Source organism: Spirochaeta dissipatitropha, assembly GCF_054657935.1.
Genome location: NZ_BAAHXT010000001.1, coordinates 333,300 through 355,601, shown reverse-complemented (window position 1 = coordinate 355,601; position 22,302 = coordinate 333,300). Strand labels below are relative to the sequence as shown.

16 protein-coding genes are annotated in these 22,302 nt (G+C 50.7%); 7 read left to right on the top strand and 9 right to left on the bottom strand.

What is annotated here, in order from left to right; translation table 11 throughout:
* Positions 1-35 precede the first annotated feature (35 nt).
* The 4 genes from ftsH to ACYQ2L_RS01420 form a co-directional block, all read right to left on the bottom strand.
* Positions 36-2,063: an ATP-dependent zinc metalloprotease FtsH gene (gene ftsH, locus ACYQ2L_RS01435; protein WP_460050271.1), complete on the bottom strand. Its 2,028-nt coding sequence runs from the start codon at positions 2,061-2,063 to the stop codon at positions 36-38.
* Between the two features lie 102 nt (positions 2,064-2,165).
* Entirely contained in the window at positions 2,166-3,692 is a 1,527-nt protein-coding gene (locus ACYQ2L_RS01430) for a dienelactone hydrolase family protein (protein WP_460050269.1), read from the bottom strand.
* 28 nt (positions 3,693-3,720) lie between these two features.
* Complete coding sequence (locus ACYQ2L_RS01425) at positions 3,721-4,254, bottom strand: chromate transporter (protein ID WP_460050266.1); 534 nt, start codon at positions 4,252-4,254, stop codon at positions 3,721-3,723.
* Positions 4,247-4,825 (bottom strand): chromate transporter, encoded by a 579-nt coding sequence (locus ACYQ2L_RS01420; RefSeq protein ID WP_460050264.1) that lies wholly within the window; start codon positions 4,823-4,825, stop codon positions 4,247-4,249. The genes ACYQ2L_RS01425 and ACYQ2L_RS01420 overlap by 8 nt, the downstream gene beginning before the upstream one ends.
* 278 nt (positions 4,826-5,103) lie before the next feature.
* On the opposite strand from ACYQ2L_RS01420, the gene mgtE reads away from it, so the two are divergent.
* On the top strand, positions 5,104-6,480 hold the full coding sequence (gene mgtE, locus ACYQ2L_RS01415) for a magnesium transporter (protein ID WP_460050262.1): 1,377 nt from the start codon (positions 5,104-5,106) through the stop codon (positions 6,478-6,480).
* A 31-nt stretch (positions 6,481-6,511) separates the two neighbouring features.
* On the opposite strand, the gene ACYQ2L_RS01410 is transcribed toward mgtE, so the two are convergent.
* Genes ACYQ2L_RS01410 through ACYQ2L_RS01400 form a run of 3 tightly spaced genes read right to left on the bottom strand, consistent with a single transcriptional unit; the run spans position 6,512 to position 10,830 of the window.
* Positions 6,512-8,473, bottom strand: coding sequence for a methyl-accepting chemotaxis protein (locus tag ACYQ2L_RS01410; RefSeq protein WP_460050260.1), 1,962 nt, complete (start codon positions 8,471-8,473; stop codon positions 6,512-6,514).
* Positions 8,474-8,491: 18 nt separating this feature from the next.
* On the bottom strand, positions 8,492-10,192 hold the full coding sequence (locus tag ACYQ2L_RS01405; protein WP_460050258.1) for an alpha-glucosidase: 1,701 nt from the start codon (positions 10,190-10,192) through the stop codon (positions 8,492-8,494).
* Positions 10,189-10,830, bottom strand: a complete 642-nt coding sequence (locus ACYQ2L_RS01400) for a TetR/AcrR family transcriptional regulator (RefSeq protein ID WP_460050256.1) — start codon at positions 10,828-10,830, stop codon at positions 10,189-10,191. The genes ACYQ2L_RS01405 and ACYQ2L_RS01400 overlap by 4 nt, the downstream gene beginning before the upstream one ends.
* A gap of 184 nt (positions 10,831-11,014) precedes the next feature.
* On the opposite strand from ACYQ2L_RS01400, the gene ACYQ2L_RS01395 reads away from it, so the two are divergent.
* Positions 11,015-12,043, top strand: a complete 1,029-nt coding sequence (locus tag ACYQ2L_RS01395; protein ID WP_460050254.1) for a GGDEF domain-containing protein — start codon at positions 11,015-11,017, stop codon at positions 12,041-12,043.
* Here the strand turns inward: ACYQ2L_RS01395 and ACYQ2L_RS01390 are convergent.
* Positions 11,998-14,166, bottom strand: coding sequence for an adenylate/guanylate cyclase domain-containing protein (locus ACYQ2L_RS01390; RefSeq protein ID WP_460050252.1), 2,169 nt, complete (start codon positions 14,164-14,166; stop codon positions 11,998-12,000). The genes ACYQ2L_RS01395 and ACYQ2L_RS01390 overlap by 46 nt on opposite strands.
* A 94-nt stretch (positions 14,167-14,260) precedes the next feature.
* Here ACYQ2L_RS01390 and radA point away from each other — a divergent pair, with 94 nt between their 5' ends.
* The gene (gene radA, locus ACYQ2L_RS01385; RefSeq protein ID WP_460050250.1) at positions 14,261-15,724 is read left to right on the top strand and encodes a DNA repair protein RadA; all 1,464 of its coding nucleotides are present in this window, start codon (positions 14,261-14,263) and stop codon (positions 15,722-15,724) included.
* Positions 15,725-15,869: 145 nt separating this feature from the next.
* On the opposite strand, the gene ACYQ2L_RS01380 is transcribed toward radA, so the two are convergent.
* On the bottom strand, positions 15,870-16,667 hold the full coding sequence (locus ACYQ2L_RS01380) for a sulfurtransferase (protein ID WP_460050248.1): 798 nt from the start codon (positions 16,665-16,667) through the stop codon (positions 15,870-15,872).
* A 119-nt stretch (positions 16,668-16,786) separates the two neighbouring features.
* Between ACYQ2L_RS01380 and bcp the strand changes: the two genes are divergently transcribed.
* The 4 genes from bcp (at position 16,787) to ACYQ2L_RS01360 (ending at position 22,276) form a co-directional block, all read left to right on the top strand.
* The gene (bcp, locus tag ACYQ2L_RS01375; protein ID WP_460050246.1) at positions 16,787-17,245 is read left to right on the top strand and encodes a thioredoxin-dependent thiol peroxidase; all 459 of its coding nucleotides are present in this window, start codon (positions 16,787-16,789) and stop codon (positions 17,243-17,245) included.
* A gap of 81 nt (positions 17,246-17,326) precedes the next feature.
* The gene (locus tag ACYQ2L_RS01370) at positions 17,327-18,349 is read left to right on the top strand and encodes a flagellar basal body L-ring protein FlgH (RefSeq protein ID WP_460050244.1); all 1,023 of its coding nucleotides are present in this window, start codon (positions 17,327-17,329) and stop codon (positions 18,347-18,349) included.
* 84 nt (positions 18,350-18,433) lie between these two features.
* Positions 18,434-18,898: a Dps family protein gene (locus ACYQ2L_RS01365; protein WP_460050242.1), complete on the top strand. Its 465-nt coding sequence runs from the start codon at positions 18,434-18,436 to the stop codon at positions 18,896-18,898.
* 129 nt (positions 18,899-19,027) lie between these two features.
* Positions 19,028-22,276 carry a response regulator gene (locus ACYQ2L_RS01360; RefSeq protein WP_460050240.1) on the top strand — a complete coding sequence of 1,083 codons (3,249 nt, stop codon included), beginning with the start codon at positions 19,028-19,030 and terminating at the stop codon, positions 22,274-22,276.
* The last annotated feature ends 26 nt before the right edge of the window (positions 22,277-22,302 follow it).

The window sequence follows — 22,302 nt, the reverse complement described above, 5'->3', positions numbered from 1 at the left end:
CAGGGACAGGCCTTGCAGAAGTCAGGAATCACCCCTCAGGCATCCCCTGAGGGTTTCTCTGGACCGGAAGCATCGTCCTCCGGCTTCTTGTCCAGAGGATGGCGCTCTTCCGGCTCCTCGCCGAGAACTGCAATAAACTCATTACGGCTGAGCACCTCATGTTCGAGCAGGTGATCTGTCACTTTATCAAGTAGATCGCGCCGCTCTTCCAGGAAGCCCATAACATAGCGGTAGCGCTCATCCATAACACGGGCAGTTTCCTCATCGATATACTGCTGGGTATTCTCTGAATACTCACGGCTGGACAGGGTAACCTCTGAATCCAGGTAGGTCCCACCGCCACCTTTGGGCAGATAAACGTTATGAAATTTATCACTCATACCATATTCGGTAATCATCTTGCGTACAATATCACCACACTTGCTAAGATCGTTGCTGGCCCCGGTGGAAATATCACCGTAGACGACTTTTTCTGCCGCCCGGCCGCCAAGGAGCACATCAACCTTTCCGATTAGATCCAGTTCGGTCATCAGAAATCGATCCTCAATGGGCACCTGCATGGTATAGCCCAGCGCACCGTAACCGCGGGGAACAATCGATATTTTTTCAACCGGATCAGAACCCTTGGTATAATGCGCAACAAGTGCATGCCCAACCTCATGGTAGGCTATTCGCCGCCGGAGCTCCGGATTTATAGCACGGTTCTTTTTCTGCAGACCTGCCATGATCTTTTCTATAGCCTCTTCAAGGTCTTCCTGCATGACCACTTCACGGTCAAAACGAACTGCCAGCAGTGCAGATTCATTTATGATGTTGGCAAGATCCGCCCCAGCAAGGCCAGCTGTCGAGCGCGCGATACGTGCCAGATCCACATCACCACCAAGCTTCACTGTCTTGGAGTGTATTTCCAGAATGGCCAGTCGTCCGTCAAGATCCGGCTTATCTACCAGTACCTGCCGGTCAAAACGGCCCGGACGCATGAGCGCAGGGTCGAGTGTTTCCGGTCGGTTGGATGCTGCCAACACGATTACACCGCTGCGGGCGTCGAATCCATCCATCTCTACCAGCAGCTGGTTCAAGGTCTGTTCTCTCTCGTCATTGGTAGACATTCTGGAACGGCTTTTTCCGATAGCATCCAGCTCATCAATAAATATAATGGAGGGCGCTTTTTCCCGGGCCTGCTTGAACAGGTCCCTGACCCGGCTTGCTCCGACACCAACAAACATCTCGACGAAATCCGAACCACTCATTCTGAAAAACGGAACCCCTGCCTCCCCTGCAACCGCACGGGCCAGAAGCGTTTTACCGGTTCCGGGAGGACCAATCAGCATGACCCCCTTGGGAATCTTACCCCCAATCGCAAGGTAGCGCTCCGGTTTCTTGAGAAAATCGACGACCTCTTCAAGCTCGGCCTTGGACTCATCTGCACCAGCAACATCTGTAAACTTGACACCAGTGTCACCTTCTACAGCCACCTTGGCATTGTTCTTGCCAAAGTTCATGAGACCGCCGGCACCGCCCATGTTACCGAGACGGCTGAACATAATCCGCCAGAAGATCAGCAGAATAGCGATAGGGATTATCCAGCTGAGCAACAGACTCAGAAACGGCCGCTCCTCGGGGAACATACCGGAGAATTCCACATCATTCTCCCGCATTAGCGCTATCAGTTCAGCATCACTGTGATTAGGAATGCGACTGGCATAGAACTCCCAGCTGACACTTGTTTGATTAAGTACATTGGTTTGAGTCTGGGGACGGCGGGAGCTTCCGCGCAGCATCTGCTGACTTATCTCTACCAGACGTATCTCCCCGGATTCAATCCTCTGCAGAAATTCACGGTACGATATCTCATTGCCTGTCGGCTGTACCTGAAACAGGTTCATGACAAGCATTAATACAATTGCGATAATGAGAAACACAAACGGGAAGTTCATCCCGTTCTTGAAAAAATTCCCGCCACCTGGAAACTGCTGATTGTCGTTCTTATCAGGATCAGTTTCCTTCTTTCCCCAGGGGTTGGTGAAATCTGGTTTGGAATCGGTGTTGTCATCTTTCGACATGAGCACCCTCTTGAGCATATAAACTGCCTCCGCCGTTCAATATACCAAGGAATTACCTCTCGGGAAACCTACCCTGGCCATTAGAAGCTATATCTTACACTCCTACAGAAGATATTCAAGTGCAATGCCCCATACAGCCCGATATGGCAATGGATCCGAGTCAAGCGGCTGAACCCTGCGCCCGGTATGCTGGATCTCCCAGCGCCAGGGCCCCGGTACACGAATGCCAACACCGGCCCGCCACTGCAGTACATGATCCAGGGACTGACGCATATCTTCAGCCTCAGCAATATAGGGGCTGTTCTGAACAGTATAACTGGCCAGTCCTCCCTTGAGTTTGAGCCAGTCGGTTACATGAAGATGGTAGCGTACATCGGCATTAAAAACGTGAACGGCGGAAAAAGGGCTGAAGCCATGTGGAATTGTATATCGAAGCTCGAGTACCGAAGCCGGAAGTCCCCGCATCCGTCTTGGATGAATCCAGAAGGCCGAAAGCTGGAAATTCCTGGCAATGTCCGATGGATCAACACCTGCTTCTGAAAGGATTTCCTCTCCGGCGCTGAAGCGACGGAACCAGTCCCACGAGATACCGGCTCCCCACATAACATTGTAGCCATAGGCAAGGGCTATGTGCTGACTGAAGGCTTGCTGACGGTATGATTTGGTCAACTCGAGGGATTCAAGTGTAGTGATTGTTCTCAGATATATGTCGTCGAACTGACCTTCAGCACGAATCTGGAAACTGTGTTCATAACTCCTGCCGAAACCATCGCCCGATATATCAAACCAGGGATCATAACGAAGACCGACATGCTGACCGGGATCCCTGGTAAGCACTGCTGCCACGATCGGCGGGAATGAAGATGGACCGCTTCCCTGAGCGGATCGCCCCATAGTTCCCTGAGCCGTTCCGATACTGCCGGCTGACTGAATAGAGCTCCTGGAAATAAACTGCAGGGACTCACCAAGCAGATCCCGTGGAGGTATCTGATGCCCACCCTGATAGGTTCTGAACATCGTCTCGATCTGCGCGGCTGTCAGTGTTTCATGTGCCCGCTCGATGCCCTGTTTTCTTTCCGGTGTTTCCTGCGATCCAATAATAAATGCTGCTCGGTACCCGCTGTCTGCCAGCTGACGAACCGTCCCCTGTGTTGCCGGATAGCTTGCCCGGGTTCCGGCCATTACCGCTCCGGCAAACATACCGGGATTCTTCTGGCTCAATGCCCAGGAGAGATCCCCGCCGAGTGAGTAGCCTGCAAGATACATGCGCTCAACATCTACTGCATAGTTTTCCATTGCATAGCGAAGATCCTGCTGCAGCCGTTCATCCACCCATTCCACGAACTGTGTGAAATTTGGCAGATAGTCATCACGATAAAAGGTTCCTTTGGGAAGCAGCACAATATAATCGCTCTGTTCGCCTGGAACTACCCCGAATGATCTGGCCTGAGCCCCGGCAGTTCCGGTAGTATATGGAAGAAACACGATAAGCGGATACTTTCCACTCTGTCGATAGCCAGAGGGCAGCACAATATCTGCCGGCTGATCAAAATAAGCAGAGCGCTGCTGTGCCTGCAGCGATATAGATACAGCTGCCATGAGCAGCAAAGAAATCAGTTTGTTTTTCACAAGTCCTCCTTACGACAAGAGAGCAATGCTAGAGAAACACCAGTCCGAGAACACCACCGGCAATTACAACAGCAACAGGATGAAGTTTACGGAATTTAAGCAGTACAGCCAATCCTCCGGCTGCAATCAGTCCGGTTTGCCAGGAAACTATAGCGCTGCTGCCGATTGACCAGACAGCAAAGAGTATCATTGCCAGAATTCCAGGACGAAGACTGTGCTTGATCCGCTTACCTAGTTCTTCATTATTACCATCGGTAAGGTGTGTATGCAGCTTGATCAGGAGAACGAAAACTGCAAGCACAATCATGGCAGGAGAAATTACAGCCAGGGTTGCGGTAAAGGCTCCTGCAACTCCAGCCAGCCGGTAGCCCACAAAAGTGGCAGAGTTGATAGCGATAGGACCAGGAGTCATCTGTGAGATTGCAATAACCTCATTCATCTCACCTGCAGTAAGCCAGGCCCGCTTCTGCACAACCTCATGAATTACCAGTGAGACCGCTGTCATGCCGCCGCCAAATGATCCCGCTCCTATAATAAAAAACACACCGAATAATTCAAACATCTGTGTCTTCTCCATCCCCGGAAACGGGCGCAGGCGTCATGGGCATGACCATCCGGAGCAGAAAACCACCAAGCAGAGCAGCCAGAGGATGCAGGCCCAGGACAAACAGCATAAGAGAAGCAACTACAGCACAGATCAAGGACCAGCGGTCCTTCCAGACCTGTTTGACGAAAATCAGGGATGTCACAGCAAGCTGCGCGGTAACACCAGCCGCCGCCCCTTTCAGGAATCGGGAAACCATTGGATGAGTCAGATGCGAGGCCGCCAGCGAGACAATAAGCAGCATTATCCCGAAAGACGGCAGGACTACTCCGGCAACACCGACAAAAGCGCCAGTCCAGCCATGCAGCCGCCGACCCTGCATAAAGGCTACGTTTACCGCAATCACACCGGGGAACGATGTCGCAACGGTCACCTCGTCCCAGAACTCGCTGTCGCTCATCCACTCATTGCGGACATGCAGTTCATGCCGCATAACCGAGAGCATAGCGATGCCTCCGCCGAAGGTTGTGAGTCCGATTCTGAAAAATACCTTGAAAAGCCGGGTAAGTGATACCGGAGAATTTGACATAGATGCGATATTATACCCGGGGTCCACATGGTACTCAAGGGAGCAGCTCCAAACAGCAAATTCAAGGCAGATTGACCATGCGGTATTGTATATCGTATATTAGCAGTGAAACTGCATCTGAAAGGAGGAAGGTATGATTTTGTCGGTTGTTGACGATCAACCTCCGCAACCTGAACATACTCTTTCCTGTGTATTAATCCGGAGAGGTGCAGTTTCTGAGGCCTGAAGGCCCTACATGAATTGCGCCTTTCCGAAGTGAAAAACCAAGGAGGCGCACCATGGACACTACCTTTACCCCTGGCCTTGTTCACGAGCTGATCGAGACCGAAAACTATATCGAGCTCGTCCGGCTCAGTAACTCTATCCACCCTATTACAATCGCCGAAGCCCTTGCCGACCTTGAGCCAGAGGAAATCTGGAAGGTCCTGACCCATCTTCCCCCGGCCACCCGTGCCGAGGTCTTTGTGGAAATGGAAGAGCAGGACCAGCTTGATATTCTTGAGGCGCTGTCTGCAAGAGAGCTCACCCAGTTGTTCAACCAGATGTCCCCCGATGACCGGGCCGACTTGTTCAACGAACTGGATGAGGCTATGCAGAACGAGGTATTACGAAGCCTCGCACAGGCTGAACGCGAAGACATCCGCCGGCTGAGCTCCTACGAAGAGGGCACTGCCGGATCAATCATGACTTCGGATTATATCTGTCTCTCACCGGACACCAGTGCAGCCGAAGCTATCCACCGCCTGCGTACTCAAGCACCTAAACGTAAAAGTCTCTACTATATATATGTTGTAAATGAACAACGGCATCTGCTCGGTTTCGTCTCTCTTCGGGATATTATCCTTGCGCCTCAATACAAGCGCCTGGGAGACCTGACACATCGTGATATTATCGTCGCGCATGTAGGGGATGACCAGGAAGATTCAGTTCAGAAGATTGCCAAATATGACCTCATGGCCATTCCCGTAGTAAATGAGGAAGAAATCCTGGTAGGCGTCATTACCTCTGACGATGCGATCGACGTCATGCAGCAGGAAAACACCGAAGATATCGAGAAATTGATGGCTATTTCCGGCAGTCACGGGGACACAAGCTACCTGAACACACCTTTCTGGGAGCATTTCCGCCGTCGTGTACCCTGGATTATTGCACTTTCTTTTGTTGGACTCGCGGCTGGCCTTGTAATTGAAAGATTCGAGCATGCCCTGGCAACAATCAGCCTGCTGGCAGTGTATATGCCAATGGTCGCGGACACCGGGGGTAATACCGGCAGTCAGTCTGCGTCTGTGATCATACGTTCACTAGCCCTGCAGCAACTGAAAGTGCGGGACTTCTTCCGTGTGATCCTGAAGGAACTAACTGTATCGCTCATGCTTTCCGCAATAATCGGGGTCCTGGTCTATACAAGTGTCGTTCTCCGGAACCCGGCATCGATCCCTGCGGGATTCGACCTGAGCACGGTCGGCCTGGCGATTGCACTTGCCCTTAGCATACAGGTGATCAGCGCGACACTCTTCGGAGCATGTCTCCCGCTTGCAGCTACCGCCCTGAAGCTGGACCCCGCGGTAGTGGCAAGTCCGGCTCTGACAACGACCGTGGATATTACCGGACTGCTCATATATTTTATAACTGCGAACGCCCTGCTCGGACTCTGACTCAGGAGCATCTACCCGGAACAGTCCGTAATCAGGACTGCTCCGGCTCTTCTTCCACAGCGGGGCTGAATTCCAGTTCCGCATCCGCAGTATCTGCGGCATTTTCCGCAATTGCATTACCGACATTGAAACGCTGAACCTGTTCTGCGAGGCTGCTGACTATGTCCTGATTTGAAACACTCATGTGCGAAACTGTAGTAACCGAGCTGTTTATTTCACCGATTCCGACCGCCATTTCGTCCATGCTTGACTTGACCTGGGTACTGAGCTGCGAGAGCTGTTCCATGACATTCTGCAGACTGCTGCTGCCTGAATGTATTTCCTCTGCTCCGCTGCGCACGTTCTCCATGAGTCCATTCATTTCGGTAAGTGCGGTTAACACCTGTTTGCCGGCAGCGCTCTGTTCATCCATAGCAAGACGGATCTCACGTTCGAGATCACTGACCGTTTCTACCAGCTGCCCCATATTTTCAAAACTATGCTCTGCATCCTCGCTTGAGGCTGAGACACGGTCAATAACATCCTTGATTGATTTCAGGTTTGCACCTGTCTGCTTGGCCTGCTCACTGGCCTTGGTCGCCAGCGAGCGGATCTCGTCGGCTACCACACTGAAGCCTGCTCCGTAATCCCCCGCATGCGCGGCTTCGATTGCAGCATTCATCGCCAGCAGATTCGTTTGAGCTGCTACCGAGGCAATAATCCGGTTTGCTTCAAGCAGATTTTCACTGCTGGCAACTATATCGCGAATTCCTGTATTTACGGTACCAAGTTTTTCACGTCCTTCTCTGGCCGCACTGACCAGCTTCTGAACGTTGTCATCATTTTTTTCTACATTACCGGCTACGGACTGAATGTTGCCTATCATTTCCTCAATGGATGCTGAAGATTCACTGACAGACGCTGCCTGGTGTTCAATCTCACCGAGAAGATTGTTCATATGTGAGTCCATATTCCGTACTGTCTGAACAGCAGAATTCACCTGGCCTGCCTGCGTACCGATCAGATTATGAACACTCTCGATTCCAGCCGACATTTGATTGACAGCGCTGGACATTTCCTCTGCATTCGCGGCAAGTGTCTCTCCTGATCCGGTCAACTCTTCCGTTGTCCGTCTGACCTGAAGAATGAGCTCCTGCAATGTTTCAGAAAATCGATTGAATGATAAAGCCAGATCCTGGAGTTCACGCAGAGAATTTTCCGGAAGACGACGGGTAAGATCACCTTCTCCCTCAGCCGCTTCCTGCAGAGACTTCACCGTCAACTGCAAGGGTCGCGTCAAATCCCTCGTGATTTTGAGTATGAGCAGCAGAATAAGCAGAACTCCGAGCAAGCCGGACATGGAAAGCATAAATACCGCAGCGGTAAATCGGGCGACCTGCTCCTGAAGAATTCCATCCAGAATCATATCAATATCATCTGTATATGCACCGGTTCCGATTACCAGATCGTAGGGCTCAAAATACATGGAATATCCGCGCTTCGGAAGTGCTTCAGTCTGACCAAGCTTCGGAAAATAATAGTCAGTAAACCCACCACCGGCCATCGCGGCCGATCTAATCTCCTGTATCAGATAAGTTCCATGCACATCCTGAAGATTATCACGAAATGTGCCTTCTACTGCCTCGTTACCATATAGAACAACGTTGACTCCCTCACTTGTATCGGCCCAGAAATAGCCATCTGCAGTGTCCTCATCATCAAGGGCATAGCGGATTTCCCGGAGCAGACTCGTAGCCAGATCAAAGGCAGCATCAGAATCAATAACGCCATTCATTTCAAGACGATGCACTTCTTCCAGCATGGTGTAGGCAGTCTCCGTCTGGAAACGCAGCATGCGGTCAAATGAATCGCGCAACATGCTGTCCAGCGATTCCCTGGAACCGCGGTCAGCCGTAAACAGAAGTACGAGCGCGATTACTACCACAATGAGAGCCGCTGTTACTGCGACCGAGCCAATTCCACCTGTAATATGTTTTCGAATACTTTTCTGCATGACATTCAGTATAGCACATTACGGATTAAAATGAAAAACCATGGCCTCATAGGGCCTGAGCTTCAGAATCCGGGTATCTGGCTTCGGGCCGGCTGCCGGATAATCCCGGTAGTTCCAGACCAGAGCCTTCAGCATTCCGGCAGAAGCTACCCTCAATACTGACCGGGGGATTCTGTAATGCAGTGCCCGATCGCTCCAGTTGACCAGGGTGTATGTCCACTGTCTTCCATGTCTGCGAAAGAACGCCAGAGCATCCCGGTTTCGACTGGATACAATACGGAAGTCCCCACGCCTGAGCACCTCAAGCTCAGAGCGGAATTTCAGCAAAGTGGAGTAAAACTGCTGTATGGAATGCGCACTATCAATCTGGGATTCTACATTGATCAGTTCATGGTCGGGATTCAACTCTATCCAGGGTTCAGCCGTACTGAAGCCGCCACGAAGATCTTTGCTCCACTGCATTGGAGTGCGGCTGTTGTCTCGATTCCTCCGCAGTAGTTCTGCCCAGGCAAAATCAGGATCAACTCCCTTTTCCAGGGATTCATGATAGCCCTGAAGCCCATGACGGTCCCTGAACTGGTTGATATCCGTATAGGGGAAATTTGCCATGCCGATTTCTTCTCCCTGGTAGATAAACGGTGTCCCCCAGGATGTCAGAAGCAGCGCAGCAATTGCGGTGGCAGACTTACCGCGGAATTCCCTGTCATTTCCGAAGGCGCTTACCTGCCGCGGCAGATCATGATTGGAGAAGAACCGTGCATCCCAACCCTTTTTACTCAGCTTCCGGTACCAATGCTGCTGATTTCGCTGCATTTCTCCCGCGTTCCGGGGATCTTTCATATAGAACTGCTCGAAATGATGAATCATGTTCAGCTCTCCCCGATCACGGTCGACGTACAAGCGGGCACCTGCAGTACTCGTACCCCCTGTCTCACCGACCGTAAAAACCTTATGAGCAGCAAAAACCCTGTCATGCATCTCCTGCAGATATGTATGCGTCTCTGGCAGATTTTTGTACAGCATTATTTCCGGCCCCTTCCTGGGTTCAGGATAATCAGGCAGCCCAGGCGGTTTTCCGATATGATGGACGGCATCAAGCCTGAATGCGTTTACTCCCTTGTCTATCCAGAACTCAGCGATCCGGTACATTTCGTTTCGAACCTCCGGATTGGACCAGTTCAGATCTGGCTGTTTTGTCGAGAAGCAGTGCAGATAGTACTCTCCTGTCTCTTCATCGAGCTGCCAGGCAGACCCCCCAAAATAGCTTCTCCAGTTATTCGGCAGTGAACCGTCGCCTTTTGCCTCACGCCAGATGTACCAGTCCCGCTTCTGATTTGTCCGTGAACTGCGCGATTCCCTGAACCAGGAATGCTCATCCGAGGTATGGTTCATGACAAGATCCATCATAATCTTCATCCCGCGGGCATGTGCATCGTTCACCAGCGCAGAAAAGTCATCCATAGTCCCGAACTCCGGATGGATCGAGTAGTAGTCTGAAATGTCATATCCATTGTCATCGTTCGGAGAATCACAGAACGGACTCAGCCAGATAACATCAACTCCGAGGTTCTTCAGATAATCCAGGCGGGATCGAACACCCTGAAAATCACCTATGCCGTCTCCATTGCTATCCTGAAAACTTCTGGTATAGATCTGATATACAACGGCATCCTTCCACCATTCTTCGGGCAATTCCGTTGAAATAATTTTGTTGCTCATTTTGATTCCTTTCCTTGTGGTATCAGGCGCTGCCAATAGGAAGCAAACATCCTCTGCAGCAGCTGCGTGTCATTTTTAATACGATGGTTTACAAACCGAAAATAAAGGAGCTGCTGCAGCAGTGCATCCAGTTCCAGGACCAGAATTTCGGGATCAAGATCGGCTCGTATTTCTCCGGCATCCTGAGCCTGTCTGAATTCTTCTCTGAGATTGCTGTGCTTCCTGTCATCGCCTGCATCCATGCGCCTCTGGAATTCCGGGTATTTCCTGGTTGCTTCATAGAGGAAGCTATAAAAATGCAGGATTGCATCATCTCTGTGTAATCCGAAGCGGTCCTGAATTCTCTGCCTGAAAATATCTACATATTTAAAGCCAAGCTCTATCCGCTCGTGCAGTGATTCAGCAGGATCTGTGGTCCAGTGGCTTTCTGACGTATTACCAAAGAAATCGAGCAAGCAATGATAATACAGATCATCCTTACCGGTGAAATAATGATAAACCGCGCCCTTTGAAATACCAGCAGCCTTACACAAAGCTGTAAAGGATGCAGCTTCATACCCCTGCCGCATGAACACGCGAAGTGCAGCTCGAACTATATGCTCACGACTGTTCCTGCCTTTTGATGTTGCGGCATCCATACTACGACTCCTTCAAATTTTCTGTCACTCACAGGGAAACTCCCGTGAACTACAAAATACATACCGAACGTTCGGTTTTAATGTGCTCATAACATAGATTATTCTGCAAACTATTTCAAGTTGATTTCAGACCTCTTCATGAATAAAGCTGATATCCGGAGTATAATTGCCAGTAGGGTCATATATGAGAAAACACGCACCGGAAGATTTACAGTTAACCCTCATTATCGTTGTCGCTACACTTGCTGTGCTGGTAATTACTCCCTATGCCGTGTTCCGCTTTCTTGAGGGGAATATTCTGGTTGGCAGCGCAGATGCAGCCATGGCTCTGGTTTCACTGCTGGTGGCCGGCTACACCTATCACAGCGGAAAGACACAGCCAGCAGGAACCATACTCTCGGTATTCCTGTCGCTTGGAGTCACCGTAGTTGCGACAAATATTCCGGTCTATGGAATTCTATGGATTTATCCTCTGATCATGTTTGTATTCTATCTCTGCAACCCCTGGCTGTCCTTTGCAATGATTCTCCTGGTCAAGTCAACTGTTCTTGCTTTTGGACTGTTAAACAGCGAGGCGCAGATTTTCCAGAGCACACTGCAGATGACGAGCTTTCTGAGCTCTGGTCTCACAGCAACTATATTCAGCTTTCTCTTTGCAACCAGGAACAACCGCCACCGGGCGATTCTCATGAACTGGGCAAACAAGGATCCCCTGACCGGACTGGAAAATCGCCGCAAGCTTGAAATCATTCTGAATCAATACGCAGATATCCCTGAAACCCGCAATAGTCATACTGGACTGATTATTATCGACCTCGATGATTTCAAGGAAGTGAACGACCTCTTCGGGCATGCTGCCGGTGACCGCATACTTGTCCAGTTTTCTGACCTGTTGCTGAGTTCGATCAGACACAGCGATACAGCCTTCCGCTACGGGGGAGATGAATTTATTGTACTTGTTCCCGGAACCAGCCCCGATGGACTCAGGACGGTATGCGATAATTTAATAAGTGGTATTAGAGGCAACCTGCATACAGAGGGCAGATCAGTCAGCATCAGCATTGGGGCATCTACTCTGGATGGTCACCAGAATTCTGACCACTGGTTTGCCGCAGCAGATCACTGCCTGTACCAGGCAAAAGCGGCGGGAAAAAACCGCTATGTTATTTATGACTCCAGTTCAGCGAAACTGCGCTCAACATCCGAGAGATAAAGATTCAGATCATCTGATCTTCCGCGAAGATCCTGCAGAAGGCTGCTGTCCTGGGCATTTGACATGCTCTGCACACGAACCATATCGATCTGCAGCTGTTTCAGGGCATTGAGAGAACTGGTAAGCCGGAGATCCAGCATTTCCTGTTGATTGGTAAGCTGCCGGTAGGATGCCTTCTGTTTTTCAAGCTGCCTGATAGATTCACTGTACTCTGACTGCAGCTGTTCGCTGTTTGTGTTGTCTTTCCGTTTTTTGAGAACCGCAAGGTCACGCTCCAGATCACTGACTGGAATTCCCTGAATCAGCTGTAGCACATCCAGGCTCTTTGCATCGAGCGCTGCGATCTGATCGACATAGCGGTCAAGCAGATCCAGAAAGTCTCGGTCAATAGGAGCGCCACTGCGTTTTGCTTTCTTGTACTGTCCCTGAATGACTGCCCGGATAATCCGTGCCTGCTGTGTGCGGGAGTACCCACCTTCACCTGGATCCGGCAATCTTCTGGACGGACGGAATAGCGGCAGATCAGGTACAAGCAGTCCCATTCGCTCCATGCGCTTGCGAATTTTACTCATTTTTCCCGGAAATGCGCCTACATGCCCGATTAACCCGATACCCATTACCCCGATCGGAATAAAGGACCACATAAATGCCGAGGATGTTACGAGATTGATCATCAGCAACAGAGCACTGGTTGCTAGGGTTGATACCACATGCGAGCTGAAACCACTGCGGATCTTTTCATACTCCTGAAGTAGTTTAAGTCCCTGCCGGTTTATATTGGGTAAGGCTTCAAGGTGGCGGACCTGGTCCTGCTTCCGCTTGACCTCATTGATATGATTCACCATACCAATCCCCCAACCGAATAGAGGGAAAAGTGCCCATGGGAATCCAGGGGAAGTACTCAGATTCAGCATTATGAGAAAGGCGTTGACGCCGATAAACGATCCGATATGAGCCCGCAATCCTCCGCGTTCGCGAGAGGCATCCTGTTCAACCTTCCGCCGATATTCCTCGATATACTCCTGGTCAGTCTGCAATTTCCCGCGGGAACCCCCGATTATTCCGGCATCACGCAGGGCATCACCAATCTTGCCGATTACCTCGCCTGCACCTCGGAAGGCTGTAGATGAGATAGACTCAGCATATTCCGGTCCACTGTTTGTGCCAGCAGCATAAGTTCTGCGGTCAGACTGCGTCCGCTGTGAATCACGAGCGATCAAACCCTTGGTCACCAGAACCTGTAGAGCGGCTCTGATATCGCTGTCTGCCTTCGGAAAAAGCTCCTCGGCTTCAGAGAAGCTCAGGCGTCTTCCCTGCTGCTTGATACCAGCGAGAACGGTACTGCGCACAAGTTCCTGCAGGGCTTCCTGCTGCCCCTCTGTGCCATCTGAATGCCTGTAATCCTGAGTTCGATCAGCAGTTTCAGAGGCTCCTGAGGCCTGCAGACTTTCCTGCATCCCGGTCATGGACTCCGATTCAGAGATTATCTCATGGGTTTTTCCGGATCCGTTCTGCACAGCAGGCATCGATGCTGCTGGACCTGGGTGAGGAACGAGATCTGCGGTTACAGATATCTCATAAACCTCAATCGAGCGGGCAATATTCTTGAGCTTGACCTCGCCTCTATGTTCTATGGGGACTTTTACCTTGTTGGCAATAAGGTTATAGACATCCTGGCTGATAGCGATTTTCCCGGGTTTAGCAACCTGCTGCAAGCGGGAGGCAATATTGATTCCTTCACCCAGGGCATCATCATCAAAAAAGTGAATATCGCCAAGGTGGATTCCGATACGAAGTTCCATCGGCTCACCGCCCCGGGCGGTATTCCAGGCCAGAAAGCGGGACAGAATCGAAACCGCCGCCTGAACTGCCTGAACGGTATTCGGAAAATCAATGAGGAAGGCATCCCCAATGGTCTTGATTACCGTACCCTTGAACTGGCTGGCAATTTCATAAATTATGGCATTATGCTCGGAAAGGAGTGCCAGTGTCCCCTGTTCATCCTGCTCCATTTTTCGACTGAAGCCGACAATATCAGTGAACATTATTGCCGCAAGACGGTATTCCCTGGATTTCATTCCATAACCATAGATTGCACGATCAGCTTTGTCAATTAATACCACACAGCCTGCAACACCAAAGGGGCAGAGATCTGTTACTTCCGATGTTTCAACAATATCCAGTTGAAATGTAAGTGGAAATCAACAACAATAAGCCATGGCAGCCAAACGAACTATTCAGTATGTCTGTGGCGAGTGCGGACACAGCGAAGTAAAGTGGTCAGGGAAATGTCCTTCATGCGGCACATGGAACAGCATGGAGGAATTCAGGGAATCCCCGGCGCGAAGCGACAAGGCAGGAGCTACAACTCACAGACCCCGCAGAATTTCCTCTACCCCCGCCAACAGACCAGGCGATGGTAATGAAGGAACAGCTTCTTCAGTCCGCCGGCCACCTGCTAATCATCCATCTGCACTTTCCCTGAATGAACTCAATGCAGGCGACGGCCTACGGTTTTCCACTGGCCAACCCGAGTTTGATCGCGTGCTTGGGGGAGGCTTCATCCACGGATCTACGGTACTGCTCGGGGGGGAACCGGGAATCGGCAAATCAACCCTGATGCTTCAGACTGCTGCCCTGGCCGGCCGCCGGACCCTGTACATTGCCGGCGAGGAATCCCCGAAACAGATAAAAAACCGCGCAGACCGCCTTGGTATCGGCGACCGTGAAATCCGTATCAGCAGTGAAACAACCCTGAGTGAAATACTCGATGTCCTGGACAGCGAACAGCCTGAATTACTTATAATCGATTCGGTACAGACCCTCTGGGATGAGGAAACAGCATCCCCACCCGGTGCACCAACACAACTGAGAAGATGCTCATTTGCTCTCAGTGAATGGTGCCGCATGAACGAGGCCACGGGGGTATTCATTGCACATGTCACGAAGGAGGGCATTATTGCCGGACCTAAAATCCTCGAACATATGGTAGACGCAGTTCTGTATTTCGAGCAATCCGAACACGATCTGCGTTTCCTGCGAATACCGAAAAACCGATTCGGCACCACTGATGAGATTGGTTTATTCAGCATGGGACAGGACGGTCTGCAATCCGTAATCGATCCCACCGGATTGTTCTTTGTGCAGCGTGACAATCCGCTACCTGCCGGAATAACCACAACCCCGGTTTACGAAGGCTCCCGCGTTCTCATGGTCGAAATTCAAGCCTTGACAGTAGCCAGCGCCGGCGGCTCCCCACGAACCTACTCAGACCGGATAGATCCCCGCAGAATATCGAGGATTGCTGCCGTCATCGAAAAGCACATCGGTCTACGTTTCTCGGATCAGGACATCTATATAAACGTTGCCGGCGGCATACGAATTAACGAGGTAGCCGTGGACCTGGCCCTTGCCATTGCACTCTACTCAGCACGTACAGGTATACCCTGCCCGGCACACACCTCCTGCACCGGAGAAATCAGCCTTGCCGGTGAAGTCCGTCCGGTCTCACATCTAACGAAACGGCTTACTGCAGCCAAAGATCTAGGTATAAGCACCTGCATCGGCCCAGCCGCTGCTAGGCGAGGTGAACAGGTAGATCAACAGTACATGAGGGTAAAGAACCTGAAGCAGGCTATTCATGCATTAATGGATCAGAAACCAGGCGGGAGTTCTTCTTGAGTAGTTAGAAAATGGCACCATTTTTTGGACTGTAAACTATGATAGAGAAACAACATACCAGTAAGGGTTGGTGCCATTTTCTAACTACTCAAGAGTTCTTCCAGTGCCAATAAAACCTCACATTGAATCCTGCAACATATCCCGGTTAATGAAGAAGCCCTCCACGAAGAAACCAGTCCCTCAGAGAGCCATCATACAGCGCAATATCATGCATCCCACAAAGCCGGGCCGAAAAAAATGCCAGCGAGGAGGCATAGGAACTGCTGCCAAAAAATATGCAGTGTGAATCCAGAGCAATACCTGCCTGGGCAAATACAGCTTCAGCCTCGAATGAGCGGCGGATCGTCGGAACCGGCCGACCGGTAAACAACAGTGTGTACGGCAAGTTGATGCTTCGCGGAATGCTGCCCTGGGCAAAGCTCTCCGCAGGCAGTGTATTGCAGAGGATGCTTGTTTTATTGCTTTGTGCGGTAAGCACGTCAGAAAAGTCAGCGTGATATAGATTCATGGCCCGATCTTCGTAGGCAGCCGGCTGCGGAGCTTCAGAAAATCTCTGGACACGGCTGATATCGGAGACCCAGGCGCTAAATCCCCCGTTCAGGATTGCAGCTCGCTCATGGCCCAGGCGTGCGAGAATCCACCAGAGCCTGGCAGCACGGCAACTGCCGCCCTGATCATATAGAACCAGGGTATCATGCCGCTGTATCCCGTGTTCTGAGAGCACAGCTACACACCAGGAGTGATCCCTTACCTGTCTTGGTACTATTCCCTCACCTAAAGATACATCCTGTTCAAATCTATCCACTGGTATGTTCACAGCCCCTGGAATGTGGCCGGATTCGAAATCAGAATGATCACGAACATCAATAACCTTAACTTCATCCAGGGCCTGATACAAACGCTGCGGTGATAACAAAATTGAAGATCCAGTTACGCTCACCATATAAAGCATCGTACATATGGAATTATTGGTCAAGGAAACTGGAATTTCTGGAATTGCTGGAATTGCTGGAATCGCGCACGATCGTCAGGCAATTCAGTATATTAAGCGCAGGAGGCATTATGCTCAAAGTTGGTGACACAGCCCCGGATTTTATGCTGACCGATTCTGCGGGTCATCCCGTACAGCTTAAGCAGTTTCGGGGTAAAAAGACTGTGGTGTATTTTTATCCCAGGGACAACACTCCAGGCTGCACTACACAGGCTTGTGGGCTGCGGGATGTGTATGAAGAAATTCTCGATCTCGGTGCCGCAGTAATCGGAATCAGCGCTGACAGTGAAGCCTCTCATGCCGGATTCCAGAGCAAATATGAGCTCCCATTCCACCTTATCAGCGATCCGGAAAAAATCGCTATCCATGCATTCGGAGCCTGGGGAGAAAAGAAAATGTATGGGAAAAGTTATGAAGGAATACTCCGAAGCAGCTTTATCCTTGACGAACAGGGAATTGTCAGCCATGTGTTCCCGAAGGTAAGTCCGAAAAACCATGCCGAGCTGATACTGCAGGCATTAAAAGAATAGAGAGCAGAGGAAATTGCAAAATTTACAGCATTTTTCTCTTGTGAGTAGCGCATTTATACTTCCAGGGATATACTTGGCCATATGAAACGTTCAGGAATTTTTTCCACAGCCATAATGGCATTGATAATCCTATTGATCTTCCTCGGTAGCTGCGCCTCGGCGCCGGAATCAGCAGCTCAGGATGACCCCAGCCTCGCCGAAAAAGCTGCTGATCCGGCAGCGGACAAGGGCCCTGACTCCGGCACCCCGGCGCAGCCGGAGCTCGGAACCGGTATTGAATCCGACACACAGCCCGATATCAAGGAAGACAGATTCGGATTTCTCCGCTATGACCGCAAGACAGCGGGGCAGACACTCGGTTTTTCACCGGCGGGGCGTGTCTTTGCCTTGAACCAGCTCTTCGCCCACACCGGGCTTTCGGGCTGGATGGATGATGATGAATGGGAGGCTCTGGCCGATCATCTCTTCCTGGACTTCCCGGCCGAGAGCGAGGGAGTGTTCAGAGAGGTCGGTATCCCGAGGTTTTTTCTGGATGGCGGACCGCTGATACTACAGCTCGGCATGCTGAAACCCGGCGAGGGCGCCAGAATTCCTGCGAATTCCATCCTGGTTATTCACACGAACATCTACATCGACCGGCTTGCGGGGAAAATCATTGCCGAACAGGGCCGCATGGCCAGCCTCGATGAAAACATTGCACTGGTGCTGCTGCGTATGGACGATGGCAATCTTGTATCTATCCACAATCTTGATGACGGCAGCTACCCACCCGATTCACTGGATCTGACTGGCAACACGGGTATTCTTCTGGCAGCCGTAACCGACTGGATTCTCGATGAGCGGCAGGACAACCTGGAGCACGTACCGGCAGTTCTGGATGAACTCCTGAGCAGGGACGGTCTGGATGCGCTAACCCGGGCATCAGTCGAGATGACGGCCTTTCAATACTACATACGTATCGGCGATGACGCCGCTGCCGAGACAGCGCTTGAGAGAATTGCCGCCGATGATGCGATGATCAGCATTGAGGAGATTGAGTTAATTCTGGAAAATGAGGCCTGGCCAATGCTTCGACTGTACCGGCGCCTTACAGCCCGGTCATAGGTAATTACTTGTTTGACCCGGCTACATTATTTGACTATCTTTAAAGGCATAACAGGACATAAAAATCCACAAGGAGTCAAGATTATGGATATCGGTATCAACAACACACAGACAGCAGCGGTCGCAAAGACCCTCAACCAGTACCTCGCAGATCTACGGACTCTGCATGCCAAACTGCAGAATTATCACTGGAATCTCACGGGCAGCAATTTCTTCACCCTGCATGAAAAATATGAGGAATACTATGACTTCCTCGCTGAGCAGATTGACGAGATTGCCGAGCGGATTCTGTCCATCGGGCAGCGCCCCCTGGCATCGCTCAAGGATTTCCTCGGCACCACAAAATTAACCGAGGCCGCTTCTGTCGCGATTAACGGTCCTGACAGTGCAAAATCTGTTCTGGCGGACTTCGAGTATATTATCAAGCTTCTGCGGGACAGCATTGAAGTCGCCGAAAACAACAACGACCCAGGTACGGCCGACATGCTGACCGCCAGCATCGAAACCTACGAGAAAAACAGCTGGATGCTCCGCGCATATCTGGCATAAGTCAGCTTTCACAAGAATTTATTCAGGAAGAAGCTGATTCGTCGCGCCCGGCAACCCGCCGGGCTTTTTTTTATTCCGTCCTGCCCGCAGTCCTTGACCTCTTTAGCCTGTAGTATACAATTAAAGGTAATGAAATTACCGGAAGCCCGATACAAAGAACTCCTCATCCAACTCTACGATAATACGCAGGATGCATTGTTCCTGATTGAAGTTCTGGCAGACGGCGGATTCAGGTTTATCAGCAGCAATGCAACCCATCAACTTATGACCGGCATAAGTCTGGCAGATATTGAAGGGAAGAGTCCCCAGGAGCTGCTTGGAGAAACCCTGGGAAATACAGTCTCAGCCAATTACAGACGATGCGCTCTTGAACAGAAAAAAATCAACTACGAGGAAATTCTTGATCTGCCTGCTGGAATCCGCTACTGGCACACCAGCCTCTCACCGATCATTCAGGAAGGAGAGACTGCCTACATAATAGGTTCTGCCATCGACATTACCGATCTGAAAGAGAGCGAAACACGTTTCCGCGATATGGTTTCTAATATTCCGGGAGCAATCTACCGCCGCAGTGCCGCAGCACCATGGCAGGTGAATTTTATCGGGGATGCAATACAGGGCATCTGCGGGGTTCCCCCGGGAACTTTCACTGCAGAAAACGGCAGAAAGCTGCATGAAATTATCCACCCTGAAGACAGAGACCGTATCCAGGATATGCAATCAGTTCTACTGGAAAAAAACGGCTCATTCCAGCTGACATACCGCATACTGCGAAGCGACGGCAGCAGCAGCTGGGTCAGCGATCAGGGCCGCCTGGTTCCCGATGTGTTCGGAAAAGCCGAATTTATCGATGGTATTATTTTCGACATTCACCGGCAGCACGAGACCGAAGAGGAGCTGTTTTTCATCAACCAGTTCCAGTCCATGGTTTCTGAACTATCTTCGGAATTCCTGCGCACATCTGCGGATAATATCAACGATAGTATTCAGCGTATGTTGCAGCGAACCGCTGATTTCTTCAACGTTGACAGAAGCTATCTCTTTACTATCAGCCGGGATTCCGGAACCATGAGCAATAGCCATGAGTACTGCCGGAATGGAGCAGAATCTCATAAGGAACTTCTACAGGATATAGAGTGCGCCAGTCTCAAGTGGTGGACCGGGCAGCTTCAGGAACAGGGACAGATTCTGATTCCCGATATAAAAGAGCTTCCACCCGAAGCGGCAGATGAAAAGGATTTTCTGTCACGTTTTCAGCTGGCGTCTACGCTGGCGGTGGCTGTATATGATGATGCGGAATTATCCGGCTTCCTTGGTTTTGACAGCATTCTTGAGCATCGATACTGGGATGAACAGCATGTCTACCTGCTGCAGGTAATTGCGAACATACTCTCGGATGCACTGCGGCGGGCACGAATCGAGCATGAGCTGGTCATGGCAAAAAACACAGCGGATCACCTGAATCAGGCTAAAAGCAGCTTCCTGGCAATGATGAGCCATGAAATTCGCACACCGCTGAATGCGATTATCGGCTTCCTCGATCTGCTTGAAGGGGGGAACCTCGGAGGTACAGAGCAGCAGTACGCTGAAAATGCCGGAACTGCTGCCCGTAGCCTGCTGCATATTATCAGCGATATTCTGGACTTTTCCAGAATCGAAGCCGGAAAGCTGGAACTCTCATACAGCGATTTCAATCTACGCAAAATGATTGAGGAAACCATCGATATTGTCCGGTATCTGGCAGGGATCAAGAAACTTGAACTGCTGGTGGATATCCCCTCCGAAGTTCCCGAGCGCGTGCACAGTGACCCGGTACGTATAAGGCAGATACTTATCAACCTGCTTGGTAATGCAGTGAAGTTCACTGAAAACGGCGAGATAGAGCTTTCAGTCGGCTACGACAACAAGGAATGTATTTTCTCTGTACGGGATACCGGTCCCGGCATGAGTGATGAACTGCAGCAGAAGTTGTTTACAGCCTTTTCCCGGGGCGTTCAGAACAGTAAAAGTATGGCGGAAGGCACCGGACTGGGACTGTTCATTTCTCATACTATTGCCTCCAGGATGAAAGGAACACTGAGCGTGGAAAGCCGACAGGATGAAGGTTCAATCTTCACCTGTAGAATTCCAGTTACAATAACGGATCAGGGACCACCCTTGTTCCCTGATCACGAATTCAAGTCATGCATTGTGGTGGATGATAATCAACGGAGTCGGGAAATTTTAGAGCAGCAGCTCAATGAAATAGGGATTGAGGCTACAGGCTGCAGCGATGCCCTCTGTGCCATCGAGCATCTCAGACAGGATACAGGAATTCCACTGATTCTGGTGGATTCAGATATGCCATATGTAGATGGACTACAGACCATACAAATGATCCGTCGAAAGCTTCAGAGATCTCCGGAGGAACTGAAGATTATCCTTCTCAACAGCAGCTCGAATACGAATCAGGAAGATTATTCCGAAGCCGGCCTGCTTGGTATAATCAACAAGCCGGTTTCCAGAAAGCAGCTGCTGAAGACACTCTCCGGACCAGATGAGAAAACCCGGAAAATTCCTGTACCTGAATCGCAGACAGAGAAAGCGGGAACGGCATCCATGGCTCGTTCTGCGGCTGGCTCCCTGCAGAAATACCGACTGCTGATTGCAGAGGATATCGCGCTTAACATGACCCTGCTTCGCAGTATTCTTTCAGGTATTCTTCCGAATGCAGAATTACTGGAGGCTCGGAACGGAAAGGAAGCCGTAGAGGTATTCAGGGATTCCGGAGAATCAATTGATTTGATACTGATGGATCTGCACATGCCAGAGATGGACGGCATTGAGGCGGTTGCAGAAATACGAAAGACTGAAGAAAAAAGGGAAGCAAAAACCCCTGTACTTGCCATAACAGCCAATGCCAGCACAACCGAACGTGACCGATGTCTGGCAGCAGGAATGAATGGCTTTATTACCAAACCGATAAATAAAAAAGCCTTGCAGCAGGCTATCTTCCAGCTGTTACCGGATAAGGAGCCTGTGATTGTGACTGACAAAGAAATATTCGACAAAGAGGAATTGCTGGACAAAATAAACGGAGATTCAGAACTATTCCAGAAGCTGCTGCAAGGTGCCAGAGGCAGCTATGCCGACTGGACTGAACGCCTGCAGGCCTCGACGGCCTCGGCAGATGACCGAAGCAGCCTGCAGGAAATCAGTCATGCACTACGGGGATCTGCCGGCAATCTCTGCTTCAATGCGGTGTATACAGCGGCGGATGCTCTGGAAACCCTGATGGATGCAGGTGCCGGGGAATCAGAGATCACTGCGGCAGCGACTACTCTGCAGGAAAAGCTGGATCAACTCCTCCCCGTAATTGAAGACTGTCTCGATCGTTAAAAAAGGCAGCAGTCCTTAGACCGCCG